Source organism: Brevundimonas sp., assembly GCF_036659295.1.
GTDB lineage: Bacteria > Pseudomonadota > Alphaproteobacteria > Caulobacterales > Caulobacteraceae > Brevundimonas.
In genome coordinates, this window is sequence record NZ_JAVXCU010000063.1 from 1 (window position 1) to 13866 (window position 13866).

General features: G+C 57.3%; 10 protein-coding genes and 1 pseudogene. 9 read left to right on the forward strand and 2 right to left on the reverse strand.

Annotation, left to right across the window (positions count from 1 at the left end):
• Nucleotides 1–181: 181 nt before the first annotated feature.
• From RSB01_RS10755 to RSB01_RS10775, 5 genes are all read left to right on the forward strand, one after another.
• Nucleotides 182–679, forward strand: a complete 498-nt coding sequence (locus tag RSB01_RS10755) for a pyridoxamine 5'-phosphate oxidase family protein (RefSeq protein WP_332619628.1) — start codon at nt 182–184, stop codon at nt 677–679.
• A gap of 249 nt (nt 680–928) precedes the next feature.
• Nucleotides 929–4363, forward strand: coding sequence for a response regulator (locus RSB01_RS10760; RefSeq protein WP_332625444.1), 3435 nt, complete (start codon nt 929–931; stop codon nt 4361–4363).
• Entirely contained in the window at nt 4360–5196 is an 837-nt protein-coding gene (locus tag RSB01_RS10765) for a protein-glutamate O-methyltransferase CheR (RefSeq protein WP_332620610.1), read from the forward strand. Before RSB01_RS10760 ends, RSB01_RS10765 begins: the two co-directional genes overlap by 4 nt.
• Nucleotides 5193–5762, forward strand: a complete 570-nt coding sequence (locus tag RSB01_RS10770) for a chemotaxis protein CheB (RefSeq protein WP_332620611.1) — start codon at nt 5193–5195, stop codon at nt 5760–5762. Before RSB01_RS10765 ends, RSB01_RS10770 begins: the two co-directional genes overlap by 4 nt.
• Entirely contained in the window at nt 5759–6904 is a 1146-nt protein-coding gene (locus tag RSB01_RS10775; protein WP_332625446.1) for a hybrid sensor histidine kinase/response regulator, read from the forward strand. The genes RSB01_RS10770 and RSB01_RS10775 overlap by 4 nt, the downstream gene beginning before the upstream one ends.
• 282 nt (nt 6905–7186) lie before the next feature.
• Here the strand turns inward: RSB01_RS10775 and RSB01_RS10780 are convergent, their stop codons facing one another.
• The gene (locus RSB01_RS10780) at nt 7187–7675 is read right to left on the reverse strand and encodes a MarR family transcriptional regulator (protein WP_332591462.1); all 489 of its coding nucleotides are present in this window, start codon (nt 7673–7675) and stop codon (nt 7187–7189) included.
• Nucleotides 7676–7740: 65 nt separating this feature from the next.
• Here RSB01_RS10780 and RSB01_RS10785 point away from each other — a divergent pair, with 65 nt between their 5' ends.
• Genes RSB01_RS10785 through RSB01_RS10795 form a run of 3 tightly spaced genes read left to right on the forward strand, consistent with a single transcriptional unit; the run spans nt 7741 to nt 12434 of the window.
• Nucleotides 7741–9516: an N-acetylglutaminylglutamine amidotransferase gene (locus RSB01_RS10785; protein WP_332619961.1), complete on the forward strand. Its 1776-nt coding sequence runs from the start codon at nt 7741–7743 to the stop codon at nt 9514–9516.
• Nucleotides 9506–11269 (forward strand): N-acetylglutaminylglutamine synthetase, encoded by a 1764-nt coding sequence (gene ngg, locus RSB01_RS10790; protein WP_332591460.1) that lies wholly within the window; start codon nt 9506–9508, stop codon nt 11267–11269. Before RSB01_RS10785 ends, ngg begins: the two co-directional genes overlap by 11 nt.
• Before the next feature lie 52 nt (nt 11270–11321).
• Nucleotides 11322–12434 (forward strand): osmoprotectant NAGGN system M42 family peptidase, encoded by a 1113-nt coding sequence (locus tag RSB01_RS10795; protein ID WP_332591459.1) that lies wholly within the window; start codon nt 11322–11324, stop codon nt 12432–12434.
• Between the two features lie 234 nt (nt 12435–12668).
• Here the strand turns inward: RSB01_RS10795 and RSB01_RS10800 are convergent, their stop codons facing one another.
• Nucleotides 12669–13412 carry a hypothetical protein gene (locus tag RSB01_RS10800; RefSeq protein WP_332619962.1) on the reverse strand — a complete coding sequence of 248 codons (744 nt, stop codon included), beginning with the start codon at nt 13410–13412 and terminating at the stop codon, nt 12669–12671.
• A gap of 226 nt (nt 13413–13638) precedes the next feature.
• On the opposite strand from RSB01_RS10800, the pseudogene RSB01_RS10805 reads away from it, so the two are divergent.
• Nucleotides 13639–13866, forward strand: a pseudogene (locus tag RSB01_RS10805) (hypothetical protein); the annotation flags it as partial.

The window sequence follows — 13866 nt, forward strand, 5'->3', positions numbered from 1 at the left end:
TAAAAACACGGGGTTTATGAGCTTTGCCTTAGAAATAATCGGAGATTTGTTCGTTTTTTGAAATGAACCGAACGTATAAAATCAAAAAACTCAAAAAAATAAAGCTATGATTTAAGTCGGAACTTCCAACTTTTTGTATCGTTGAATTGGCCTTGGGCGGGTTTTTTAACGGAGAACTTTGATGGCCGATACTCTGACCTCTACTGAAGCGCAGGAAGCCTTTTGGAAGGCTTTAAAATCTAGCAATACAGGGATGTTGGGACTTGATCGCCCCGGCTACCATGCTCAACCGATGACCGCATTTCGCGATGAGGAAATAGGCACTATCTGGTTCTTCACACGCAACGATACTGATTTGGCGAGAGACGTCGCACTTGGCCAATCCGCACAGTTCACATACGGCTCAAAAGACCAGAACGTCTGGGCATGTATCATGGGCCGCCTGTCTGCTGCGCCCCGAAACCAGGCAATTATCGACCGATATTGGAATCCGGTTTTGTCGGCGTGGTACCCCGACGGAAAAGACGATCAGCATTTGACCCTTCTGCGCTTCGACGGTGCCGAAGGGCGCATTTGGGTAAACCAAGGTGGTTTCCTGAAATTCGCGTTTGAAATCGTCAAGGCAAACATCACCGGACATACGCCTGATAGTGGCGGAACGGCAGACGTCCGACTTTAAACGACGATGAAAGAGGCAAGCGCGAATCCAAGCGCTTGACCTCTCCAAGTCTTGCGATGTCAAACGCACGCTCGGCTAGCATCATCTCTTTATGTTCAAATATTTGCCGGAACTGATCCTAGTGCGAAGCGTTGCGGTTCGGCTTGTGTGGGTGACACGAACTGCGTACGCATAAAGCGAGATTCAAGAAGTTTATTGGCAACGCCTGACTGGGCCCGCGCCGTACTGCTCTGGGGGGAGCTATTACTAATGTTCGAAAAAATTCGCCCGCCCTCCTCTTCACGTACCGAATCGTGGGCAGCACTCGGACTAGCGATTGTGCTGGCGTTCTTTTGCACCACCAGCCTCATCGCCTATATGAACATTCAGGTCCTCAGGACCAACAACCAGCAAATCATGCACACCCACAGGGTCATTGTCGGCATTGATGGGCTGATGACGACCATGCTGGACGCAGAGACAGGCCAGCGCGGCTATCTGCTGACCGGCAATCCTTCCTATCTAATGCCTTATGAACGGGCGGCCCAAGGGGTTGAGGAACGGCTTTCCGAACTCGCTGATCTCACCAAGGACAACCCAACTCAAACGGCTCACCTCAATCAGGCCCGTACACATGTTTCGATCCGCATGGCAGAGCTCAATAATGCGCTGCAAGCTCAACGTCAGCGAGGCGTTTCAGGGGCCGTAGAGTTACTGAACTCGAACCGCGGCAAGAGCGAGATGGATGCGATCCGGGCCATCGTCAGCGACATGCAGCTGGAAGAACAGCAGGTCCGCGAAGTCCGCATCCAGCAGATGGAAGCCGCTGCGCGTACAGCCATCATCAGCGGCGTATTTTCGGGCCTGTTCGGCGCATTTCTAACAGTTGTTGTCTTCCTGCTGATCCGTCGCAGTGTTCGCGAACGAGCCCGAAAGGAATGGCTTCATCAGGGTCAGGTCGGGCTGGCCACGGCCATGCTGGGCGACCAGACGATGGACCAGTTGTCCAACAACATCCTGTCCTATCTAGCCAAATATACTGGTGCCCATGCCGGTGCCCTGTTCAAGGGCGAGGACAACATATTCCGCCGTCTGGCCATGACCGGTGTTCCTGCCGATGCCGCTGTGCCGTTACAGTTCAGCCATCGCGAAGGCCTGTTGGGTCAGGTGGCCAGCGACGGCACACCCTTGGTTATCAACGACGTGCCCGAAGGCTATCTGACCATCGGTTCGGCGTTAGGGCGCGATAATCCGCGCAACCTCATTATCGCGCCGGCCAAGGCCGATGGCTCGGTCAATGTGGTGTTGGAACTGGGCTTCCTGCAGAACATAGATGAACGTGTACGTGCCCTGCTGGATGAATCCTCATCGGCTATCGGTGCCGCCCTGCGCTCGGCCCGTTACCGAATTCGCCTGCAAGATATGCTGGAAGAAACCCAGCGCCAGGCCGAAGAGCTTCAGGTCCAGAGCGAGGAACTGCGCGTCTCCAACGAAGAGCTTGAGGAACAAGGGCGCGCTCTGAAAGAATCTCAGGTTCGCCTCGAACAACAGCAGGCCGAACTGGAACAGACCAACAGCCAGCTCGAAGAACAGGCCCAGATGCTGGAAACCCAGCGCGACGATTTGGAGCGCAATGGTGCCGAGCTGACCCTCAGGGCCCGCGAGCTTGAACAGGCCAGCCAGTATAAGTCCGACTTCCTTGCCAACATGTCGCACGAGTTGCGTACGCCGCTGAACTCGCTGCTGATCCTGTCCAAGCTGTTGGCGGAAAACACGGACGAAAATCTGACAGAACAACAAGTCACTTTCGCCAACACCATCCAGTCGTCGGGCAATGATCTGCTGAACCTGATCAACGACATTCTGGACCTGTCCAAGATCGAGGCCGGTCACATTCAGGCCCGCCCCGAAGCCGTCTCGGTCCAACGACTTAGCGGCGATATGAGACAGCTGTTCCAGCCAGTGGCCGACGAGCGCGGCCTGACCTTCCAGATCGATACCGCCTCCGCCGGCAGCGAACTGGAAACGGATCGCCAACGCCTCGAACAAATCATCAAAAACCTGCTGTCGAATGCCTTCAAATTCACTGAGGCGGGCGAGGTCAAGCTGACGGTCGAAAGCGTCGGCACCGATGAAATCGCCTTCGCAGTCTCTGATACGGGTATCGGCATTTCGCCTGAACAACAGGCAGCCGTGTTCGATGCCTTCCGTCAGGCTGATGGCACCATCAGCCGTAAATACGGTGGCACGGGCCTCGGCCTGTCGATTTCGCGTGAACTGGCGCGCCTGCTTGGGGGGAGGATCACTCTGGAAAGCACGCCGGGCAAGGGCAGCATCTTCACCCTCATCATTCCGCGTTTGTATGATGCCGAACAGGTCGCGTCACGCGAGACCCCGCTCGCCCCTGCCAAATCGCCTGCTCCACTCCCCGCCCCTGCAAGCCTCGACCTGTCGCAAGAGCCGGTTCGACCGGCTTCGCGCTCCATCGATGATGATCGTGAGCATCTGACATCCACGCGCCGCGTCCTTCTGGTGGTTGAGGACGATGCACGGTTCGCCGCCATCGTGCGGGACCTGTCGCGCGAACTAGGTTTCCAAGTTCTGGTCGCTGGCACAGCTGACGAAGCTGTGCGCCTGGCCAAACGCTATCAGCCAAGCGCCGTGGTGCTGGACGTCGGCCTGCCGGACCAGTCAGGCCTGACTGTGCTTGATGTGCTTAAACGCGATAACAATACCCGTCACATCCCGATCCACGTCGTCTCCGGCGAAGACCACAGCCAAACAGCACTGTCGCTGGGGGCCATCGGTTATCTGGTCAAGCCGGTGAAGCGCGAAGATCTGGTCAATGTGCTCAAGACGCTGGAAGAAAAACTGACCCGCTCGGTCCGTCGCGTTCTGATCGTCGAGGACGATCTTGTACAGCGCGATGCCGTAGGTCGCCTGCTGGCATCAGGTGATGTGGAAACGGTGGGCGTTGGTACGGCTGCTGAATGTCTAGAACAGCTCAAGACCCAGACTTTCGACTGCATGGTCCTGGACCTAACGCTGCCTGACGCATCTGGATTCTCTCTTTTGGAAACGCTGAGCCGCGAGGGGGCTTATGCCTTCCCACCAGTGATTGTTTATACCGGTCAGGACCTGTCACCAGATTACGAACAACAACTGCGTCGCTATTCAAGCTCGATCATCATCAAGGGTGCCAAGTCCCCCGAACGCCTGCTGGACGAGGTCTCCCTCTTCCTGCACCAAGTCGTATCGGAACTGCCGCCCGAACAACAGAAGATGATCCGTCAGGCCCGCAACCGTGATGCGGTCTTAGAAGAACGCCGCATCCTGATCGTCGAGGATGACGTGCGAAATGTCTATTCCCTGACCAATGTGCTCGAACCCCGCGGGGCCAAGATCGAGATTGCCCGAAACGGCAAGGAGGCATTGGACGCGCTCAATACTGCGGCGGGAGATCCGTCCAAGCGTATCGATCTTGTCCTGATGGACGTCATGATGCCGGTGATGGATGGCCTCACAGCCACGCAGGAAATCCGCAAGGATAACCGCTTCAAGACCCTGCCGGTGCTTATGCTGACCGCCAAGGCCATGCCGGATGATCAGGAGCGGTGCATGGCTGCGGGAGCCAATGACTACATGTCCAAGCCGTTGGACGTGGACAAACTGCTCTCGCTTATTCGCGTGTGGATGCCGCGTTGAGCCCCACCCCACAACCCACAGTAGAAGACATCGAAATCCAGCTTTTGCTGGAGGCGGTGTTCCTGCGTTACCACTATGATTTTCGGCATTATGCCCGCGCTTCGATCAAGCGGCGGCTGCTGCAGGCGCGTCTTCATTTCGGCGTACCCACCATCACGGCCCTGCAGGAACGTCTACTGCATGACCCAGACATGATGGGCCAGATGCTAGGCTTCTTGACGGTTCAGGTCAGCGAAATGTTCCGCGACCCGTCATATTTCCGCGCTTTGCGTGAACAGGTTTTGCCGCATCTCAAGACCTATCCGTCGCTCAAGGTCTGGATCGCAGGATCCAGTACGGGTGAGGAGGTCTATTCGATGGCCATCCTGTTCAAGGAAGAAGGCCTGCTGGATCGCACCATCATCTACGCGACTGACATCAATCCTCACGCTCTGGCAGCAGCTAAGGCGGGCATCTATCCGCTGGATCGCATCCGCAAATTCACCGAGAACCACCAAAAATCCGGCGGCCGGTCGTCCCTATCGGACTATTACACAGCCGATTACGGACGGGCCGTTTTTGACAGCAGCCTTCGGGCCAATGTCGTCTTTTCAGACCACAGCCTTGTGTCCGACGCGGTGTTTGGCGAGATGCAGCTCATCTCGTGCCGCAATGTCATGATCTATTTCGATCGTGCCCTTCAAGACCGTGCTGTGGGCCTGTTCAAAGACTCACTTGGCCGTAACGGCTTCCTTGGCATCGGGTCGAAAGAAACCTTGCGCTTTTCACGCCATGTGGATGCCTTCAGAGATTTCGTACTTCCAGAGAAAATCTACCGGAGGCACGACGGATGAAAGGTATAAAAGCCGTTGTCATCGGGACCTCGGCGGGCGGTGTTCAGGCCCTGCTCGAAGTCCTGCCACAGCTTCCAGCTGACTTCCCGGTCCCGGTTCTGGCCGTCATTCATATTCCGGCCGACCGTAGCAATGTTCTGGCCCCGCTGTTCGCCAGCAAGTGCAAGGTGATCGTCAAAGAGGCCGAGGACAAGGAAGCCGCCGCGCCCGGCGTCGTCTATTTCGCCCCTTCAGACTACCATCTGCTGGTTGAGGTCAATGGCGACCTTGCACTGTCGTCCGACGAGGCTGTGAACTTCTCACGCCCGTCCATCGACATCCTATTCGAAACCGCCGCCGATACCTATGGCGAGGGCCTGATGGCCATCCTGATGACAGGTGCCAATGATGACGGGGCGCGCGGTTTGAAAGCCATCTCCGCCGCTGGCGGCCACGTCATCATTGAAGACCCTGCCACCGCCTATGCCCGAGCCATGCCCGAGGCAGGCCTCAAGTTTTGCCCCAATGCCCGGGTGGAAAGCCTGCACGGCATTGTCGACCAGTTGAGAGCGATAGAAGCATTATGAGCACCGCCGATCAGCCGATTAACATCCTTCTGGTCGATGACCTTGAAGAGAACCTCATCGCTTTGGAGGCGCTGCTGGCCAATGAGGGAGTGACCTGTCTCAAGGCTCGTTCGGGAGACGAGGCCCTTGAACTGCTGCTGGTCCACGACTTCGCATTGGCTCTTTTGGACGTGCAAATGCCAAACATGGACGGCTTCCAGCTTGCCGAGTTCATGCGCGGTAGCTCCAATGCGCGAGACATCCCCCTTATTTTCCTCACTGCAGGAAGCGCGGATATCCAGCGACGCTTCAGGGGTTATGAAGCCGGAGCGGTGGACTTTATCCAAAAACCTATCGAGGCCGATATCCTGCGTAGCAAGGCCCGCGTCTTTATCGAGCTTTACCGTAGCAAGCGAAAGGTTTTGTCCCAGTACGAAGAACTGAAAACCTACTCGCAGGCTTTGAAAGTAGCCGACGAGCGAAAGAACGAATTCTTGGCAATTCTGGGCCACGAACTACGCAATCCCATCATGGCCCTAAATTCAGGGTTTCGTCTGCTCACCCGAACAGATGACAGTGAACGCCAAAGCTCGATCATGAAGCTTATGCAGGTTCAATCCCAACACCTGGCGCGATTGGTCGAGGACCTTCTGGATGTGGCGCGCATTGACCAAGGCAAGATCTCGATCAAACAAGAGCGAGTTAGCCTTGAGAGTGTCATCCACTCTGCTGTCTTCATCGCTACCCCCAAGATCGAAGCGGGCAAACACACCTTAACCGTTGATATGCCAGATGATCCGGTTTGGTTGGCGGGGGATTTTACTCGCCTGTCCCAGATCGCAAGCAATCTGTTGACCAACGCTGCAAAGTACACGCCCACTAACGGCAAAGTCGCTCTATCATCCAAAATCGACGATGATCATGTGTGTATCTCTGTTCAAGACAATGGCGTTGGCATTCCAGAGACAATCCGAGAGCGGATTTTCGACCTTTTTGCTCAAGAGAACGGACCTGATGATCGTGCGCGCGAAGGCTTGGGCATCGGCTTGGCACTGGTCAAAAAATTGGTCGAAATGCACGACGGTACTATTGAGGTAACGAGCGAAGGTGCCGGCAAGGGCAGTTGCTTCTCTGTCCGCCTGCCCATCATAGCCATGCCTTAAACGAAAGGGCCGTCACAGCGGTGCTGTCAGGCTAACTGAGTACAGTCAAACAGCCCTCTACCCTACACGCTATCAGACGGCAGCGACCGTCCAAGCTATATCCGTTTCGACACAAAAGCGACGAAGCGTGGGTCTGCCGATCAGATGGCGCTGGATGTTGAAGGTGCTGTAGATCGCCGCATGGGTGTTGCATCCCACGCCGTCGAAAGATGGTGACTGGTCAGCTGCTTGCAGGCGTCAAAGCTGCAAAACTTTGGCGTTAGACTGACAGCCCCCTTGCGCCTATGCCGCACCGGCAGCAGGAGGCACCATCAGTTCGGCAAGGGCATCCAGCGCGTGCGCCAACTCTACGCGACGCGTGCTGGTTAGATTGCTGAATGCCGTAATGAAATTACTGCTGAGCAAGTCGGGGGAATTGTACAAAGCGGTGCGTCCCAGATCCGTCAGTCGGCTATGTACCACCCGCCGGTCACGTGTCGAGCGATAGCGTTCAACCATGCCCTTGGCTTCAAGTTTGTCAAGCACTCCAACCACCGTCGGGGCCGACATGGCGGCATCGCGCGAAATCGCCTGGGTCGTGACCTCGCCGAGGGAATGGATCGATTGCAACACAATAAGCTGCGGCAAGGTTAGCCCCGACTGACGTGCAATTTCACGCGAGCGGACATCGATAGACTGGGCAATGCGACGCATCGAACGCACCAAACTGGCCGTCGCGTCGGCGGGTCGCTCGGCATGAACAACATGTTTTGGTGCGACGATAGGAACCATGGTTGCGGAACTCATTAGTGTACTAACGATTTAGATAGTCTCCACCAATAAAACAAGGACTGCTTATGTGCGGCTTGAGCGGCGAGATAAACCATGACGGACAACCGGCAGATGCACACGCTGTAGAGCGCATGACGCGGGCACTGGCCCCGCGCGGACCTGATGGTTCCGGGGTTATTGTGCGCGGGCCGGTCGCACTAGGCCATCGCCGCCTTAAGATCATTGACCTGTCTGAAAAAGCCCAGCAGCCGATGGTCGATCCCGAGTTGGGGATTACGCTCGTATTCAACGGGTGCATCTATAATTATCCGCAGTTGCGCAAAGAGCTTCAAGACCTCGGCTATCGCTTCTTTTCTGACGGCGACACCGAAGTCATCATCAAGGCATGGAAGGCGTGGGGCCAATCCTGCGTCGAGCGCTTCAAGGGCATGTTCGCCTTTGTCCTTCACGAGCGAGACACCGGTCGGACCGTGATCGCGCGCGACCGCTTTGGTATCAAGCCGCTATATCTGGCTCAGAAAGGCAAGCGACTGCGCTTTGCTTCGACATTGCCTGCATTGTTGGCGGCGGGCGATGTGGACACCAGCATCGATCCTGTGGGTCTGCACCATTACATGACCTTCCACGCGGTCGTACCGCCACCGCATACCTTGTTGCAGGGGGTCAAGAAGTTCCCTCCCGCAACCTTACGGATTTATGAGGCAGACGGCACCTTCCGTGATCGCGTCTACTGGACAGCGGACATGACGCGCCATGCCGAGGATGCGCGCCTAACGGCCAATGACTGGCGCGATCAGGTTCTGGAAGCACTGCGCGAAGCGGTCAAACGCCGGATGGTCGCCGATGTCCCTGTTGGCGTATTATTGTCTGGCGGTGTGGATTCCAGTCTGATCGTCGGTCTGCTGGCTGAAATGGGCCAGAAAGACCTGATGACCTTCTCGGTGGGTTTTGAAGCGGCCAACGGTGAACAGGGCGACGAGTTTGTCTATTCGGACCTGATTGCCAACCACTACGGCACCAACCACCATCAGATATTTGTGCCGCACACACGTCTGATGGAGGCTCTGCCGCCCACTATTGCGGCCATGTCCGAACCGATGGTCTCATATGACAATGTCGGTTTTTTCCTGCTGAGTCAGGAAGTTTCCAAACACGTTAAAGTCGTCCAGTCCGGTCAGGGTGCTGACGAGATCTTTGCAGGTTACCACTGGTATCCGCCGTTGCAGAACACCAGCGATCCGGTCGACACCTATGCGCAAGCCTTTTTCGATCGCAGCCACGAGACACTGAAAACCCAGCTCAACGGGGCGTACATGTCCGATGTCGATGTGAGCCGCGCCCTTGTCGAAGCCCACTTCGCTCAGCCCGGTGCCACCACTGCGGTCGACAAGGCCTTGCGTTTGGATAGCCAAATCATGCTGGCCGACGATCCGGTCAAGCGCGTGGATAATATGACGATGGCGTGGGGCCTTGAGGCCCGCGTACCCTTCCTCGATCACGATCTGGTCGAACTGGCCGGTCGCATTCCGCCCGAGCATAAGTTGTCGCAAGGCGGCAAGGGGATCCTAAAGGAAGCGGCGCGGCTGGTCATCCCCTCCGAGGTTATCGACAGAAAGAAGGGCTACTTCCCCGTCCCTGCACTGAAATATATTCAAGGCCCCTATCTGGAAATGGTTCGCGAGACTCTGACCAATCAGGCAGCCCGTGATCGGGGTCTGTTCAACAAGACCTATCTGGATGGTCTGTTTGCCGATCCGACCAATCGCCTGACGCCCTTGCGCGGCTCGGAACTGTGGCAGGTGGCAGTGCTGGAAATGTGGATGCAATCGCATGGCCTCTGATACACGTTCGCCGCGTTCGCAGGCCCACCGGCTGAAACGCTTGCGCCATGAGAGCCTGAAACCACGGGTTCACGCTCAGGATCGCTCCAGCATCCAGTCCGAGGCTGTGGTGGATTGCGGTTGGGGACGCCTGCTGTTTGCCCAGACCTTTGAAACTGCCGCCCCGCTGATTGACGCTCTGCGAGCCGAAGCCCCCGACCGGCGCGACATAGCCTTCTATGTGCGTAACCCGCATGTATTGCTGGCGCAGGCCCCGCAGGAAATCTTCCTGGACCCCTCACACACCTACAGACTCGATCTGGCCGTCTACCGTTCCAGCCGCCGCCAACCGCGCAGCTTTAACGTACGCCGCCTGTCATCCGAGCAAGATGCCGAAGCGATAAACCGCATCTATGCCTCGCGCCGGATGGTGCAGACACCGCCTGGTTTCTTGTGGGCGCACCGCGATCACCGTGGTCTGACCTATTTCGTGGCCGAGGACAGTGTAAGCGGCGAAATCATCGGAACAGTGACGGGCATCAACCATGTCCGAGCCTTCAATGACTGCGAAGGCGGTTCGTCTTTGTGGTGTCTGGCTGTTGCTCCTCAGGCCAGCCAACCCGGCATAGGCGAAGCGCTGGTGCGCCGATTGGCCGAACATTTCAGGACACAGGGTCTGGCCTATATGGATTTGTCGGTGATGCACGACAATGTTCAGGCCATTGCCCTGTATGAAAAACTGGGCTTCCACCGCGTCTCGTTCTTTGGAGTAAAACGCAAGAACCCCATTAACGAGCCATTGTTTGTCGGTGGCCCCGATGACGAACACCTCAACCCCTATGCCCGCATCATTGTGGACGAAGCCCGGCGTCGCGGGATTGCGACCGACATCCTTGATGCCGAGGGCGGCCTGTTCCGCTTGACATGGGGGGGGCGTACCGTGCGCTGCCGCGAAAGCCTGACCGAACTGACCTCGGCCGTGGCGCTCAGCATTTGCGACGACAAGCGCATGACGCGCCGCATAGTCAATGCCACGGGCGTGCGAATACCGGCTCTCGTTTGCCCTGACAGTCCCTCGGAAATAGAGGCCGCCCTCAAGACCTATGGTCAGGTGGTGGTCAAACCCGCCCGTGGCGAACAAGGTCAAGGCGTGGCTGTCGGCTTGAAGACTATGAGCGAAGTCCAGACGGCACTCTCTGCAGCGCGACGCATCTGTAGTGATGTACTGATCGAAGAGCAGGTTGAGGGCGAAGACCTGCGTCTTGTCATTATCGACTACCAACTGGTTGCTGCCGCCGTGCGTCGCCCACCGCGTGTCATTGGCGACGGGCAGACCACGATCCGCAGCCTGATCGAAGCCCAAAGCCGTCGCCGCAGTGCCGCAACGGGCGGTGAATCCCGCATCCCAATCGACGCAGAAACCGAACGCACTCTCGCCCTGTCGGGTTTTGCACTGGATGATGTGGCACCGCCCGATACAGTCATTATCGTACGCAAGGCGGCTAATCTTCATCTGGGCGGTACGATCCATGATGTCACAGACATTGTGCATCCGGCCTTGGTTGAGGCGGCCATTACGGCTGCCCGTGCCATCGACATTCCCGTCACCGGCATCGACCTGATGGTCAAATCACCCGACCAGCCCGACTATGCTTTCATCGAAGCCAATGAACGCCCCGGACTGGCCAACCACGAACCACAACCGACAGCAGAGCGTTTTATAGACCTGTTGTTCCCCTCGTCTGCGGCCGATTCCGCTCGCAGCAACACCTAGAGCCATCCCCGCCTGAGCCATTCCTACCGAAACGCCCAGAAAGAGACGTCTTGTGCCCGATCCCGTTATCGACCTTGTCTACCTTAAAGCTCGCCTTGCCGATTTTCTGAACACCCCCAGCCCGACCGGTTTTACCGACGAAGCCGTCTGGATGCTGTGTAGCGAGTTAACTCGTCTGGGGCTGAAATATGAAATGACCCGACGCGGTGCCGTACGGGTGCGCTTGCCCGGCCGTGAGGTTACACCGGCCCGTGCCATCGTCGCCCATATCGACACACTGGGCGCGCAGGTTAAACAGATCAAGGACAACGGACGGTTGGAAGTTGTGCCCATCGGCCATTGGTCATCGCGCTTTGCCGAAGGGGCCCGCTGTACAATCTTTTCCGAGGGCGGTGCATGGCGCGGCACAATCTTGCCGCTAAAGGCCTCGGGCCACACTTACAATACCGAGGTCGATAGCCAGCCCGTCAGTTGGCAGGATGTCGAGTTGCGTATTGATGCTGTGACACACGACCGTTTCGGAACATTGAAACTGGGCGTAGATGTCGGTGACATTATCGCCATCGATCCACAGCCTGAATTCATCGATACCGGCTTTATAGTCTCGCGCCATCTCGACGACAAAGCCGGGGTTGCCGTTCTTTTGGCCACCCTCGAATGTCTGGTCCGCGAGGAACGCACACCCACAGTCGATACATGGTGGCTGTTCACCATCGCCGAAGAGGTCGGTCTCGGGGCCTCGTCGGTTCTTGTTCCGGATGTGGCGTCGATGATTACCGTCGATAATGGCACCACCGCCCCCGGCCAGAACTCGTCAGAGTTCGGCGTCACTATCGCCATGGCCGATCAGACCGGTCCATTTGACTGGCACCTGTCGCGCAAGCTGACCCAATTGGCCCGCGACAATGCGATCCCGCATCAAAAAGATGTATTCCGGTTCTATCGGTCGGATTCAGCTTCGGCGCTGGAATCCGGTGCCGACATCCGCACTGCCCTACTCGCCTTTGGCATCGATGCCAGCCATGGCTACGAACGTATCCACGAAAGTGCTCTTGTGGATTTATCGCGCCTGCTGATTGCCTATGTAGAAAGCGAAATCGAAATCGGTCGTGACGCCAGAACCATGAGCAGCGTCAAGGGCTTTACCCATCAGCCTCTTCCATGATTATGCGGCCTCGCTCTCAAGACAACTAATTGACAAAGACCAAGGACACTTAGCGGACATGGCGGTGCCGCAGAGCTATTTCGCAAAGGTCGTTTTCAGAGTCGCTTAAAAGATACCGGCTTAACAAAATCGCCTTCTCCACCCAAGGCTTACATCCTTATGTGTGGAGCACCTTTAGCGTTACACTGACAGCACATAGAGACTATTCACGGACTGTATAGGTCCACCATGCCGCTATCTCCATTCGGCCAACAGCTGTCCCTTGGACGTTTCGAACGCAACACGCTCAAGGTGGACCGCCGCGGCGCATATCGGTCTTTGATCAATGACAGCAGCCTGGCAGCGGATCGACTGCCCGTCGTCGAAGGCTGCCATCCGCCCCTCGAACACGACGCGATAGCCATCGGGGTCCGCCACTGCCGGTGCCCCGCTTTGGCCTCTCAGGACAAATTCATAAGCGCGTCCCATACGACGGCTCAGACGCGAGCTGCCCTCTTCGAAGACCGACATCAGCGCTGCAGTTTGTGGCGACAGCGTAACGACCGGGACAGACTCCACCATGGGACTCTCAGGATCGGTGTTGGTGCTGCCGGTGACGTCGACTGACACCTCCTGTTTTGTCGGCATTATCGGGTGTCGTGGACAAGTTTCGCCACGCATCCACGGCCAGACAAGCCAAAAGCCTTCAGCGGCTTCCCAGCTTCCCGAGCCAGAACCGCCGATCATATTGTCCGTCCAATCCACGGCTCCGAGCGAGAGACGAAGGTCGCCAGACCTATCCATAGTCGTCAGCGACGCAACGCTGGGGGGCACGGCCGCTCCTTGCGCGATCGGCTCACCGCAGCCCATCGGTTGGCGCACCTTAAATCGGCGGCCAGCCAAGGAGGTGTTCGCCTGCCCTGTCCCCGATGCAAAGTTCGAAGCGGCCTGATCGATTTCAACCAGTAGCGCGGCGCGGTCCAGCAAGGGGGTGGTCACAATAATCGTAGGGGTTACTGCCTCGGGGGTGGCTGGCGGCTCTGGCGCAGCCCTGTCACAACCGGACAGGACCAAAGCGCCCGCGGCCAGACACACCAGTGGCGACGGCCTGAGACTGAAACCTCTCGCGCGGCGTGAGGTGCGATGTGCGGCGGACACATCGGTCATTGACGGTTTCGAGGCATTGGGCTGGCGCATGGACCCAACCTAACACAAAGATACCGAAGTGCAGCGAATTGAGGTTGACGAGACGGGCATGGCAGGGTCTGCCATAGGTATGACCGTAGACCAGATTATTGCGCTCGCGGTGCTTGTCGGTGTGGTTGGCGTGCTTATCCATGGCAAGTTACGCGCGGACGTTGTCGCGCTTGCCGGCGCGGCCGTCTTGCTGCTGCTGGGGGTCGTACGCCCCGTAGAGGTACAAAGCGCCTTCGCCAGCCCCGCCGTTATCACC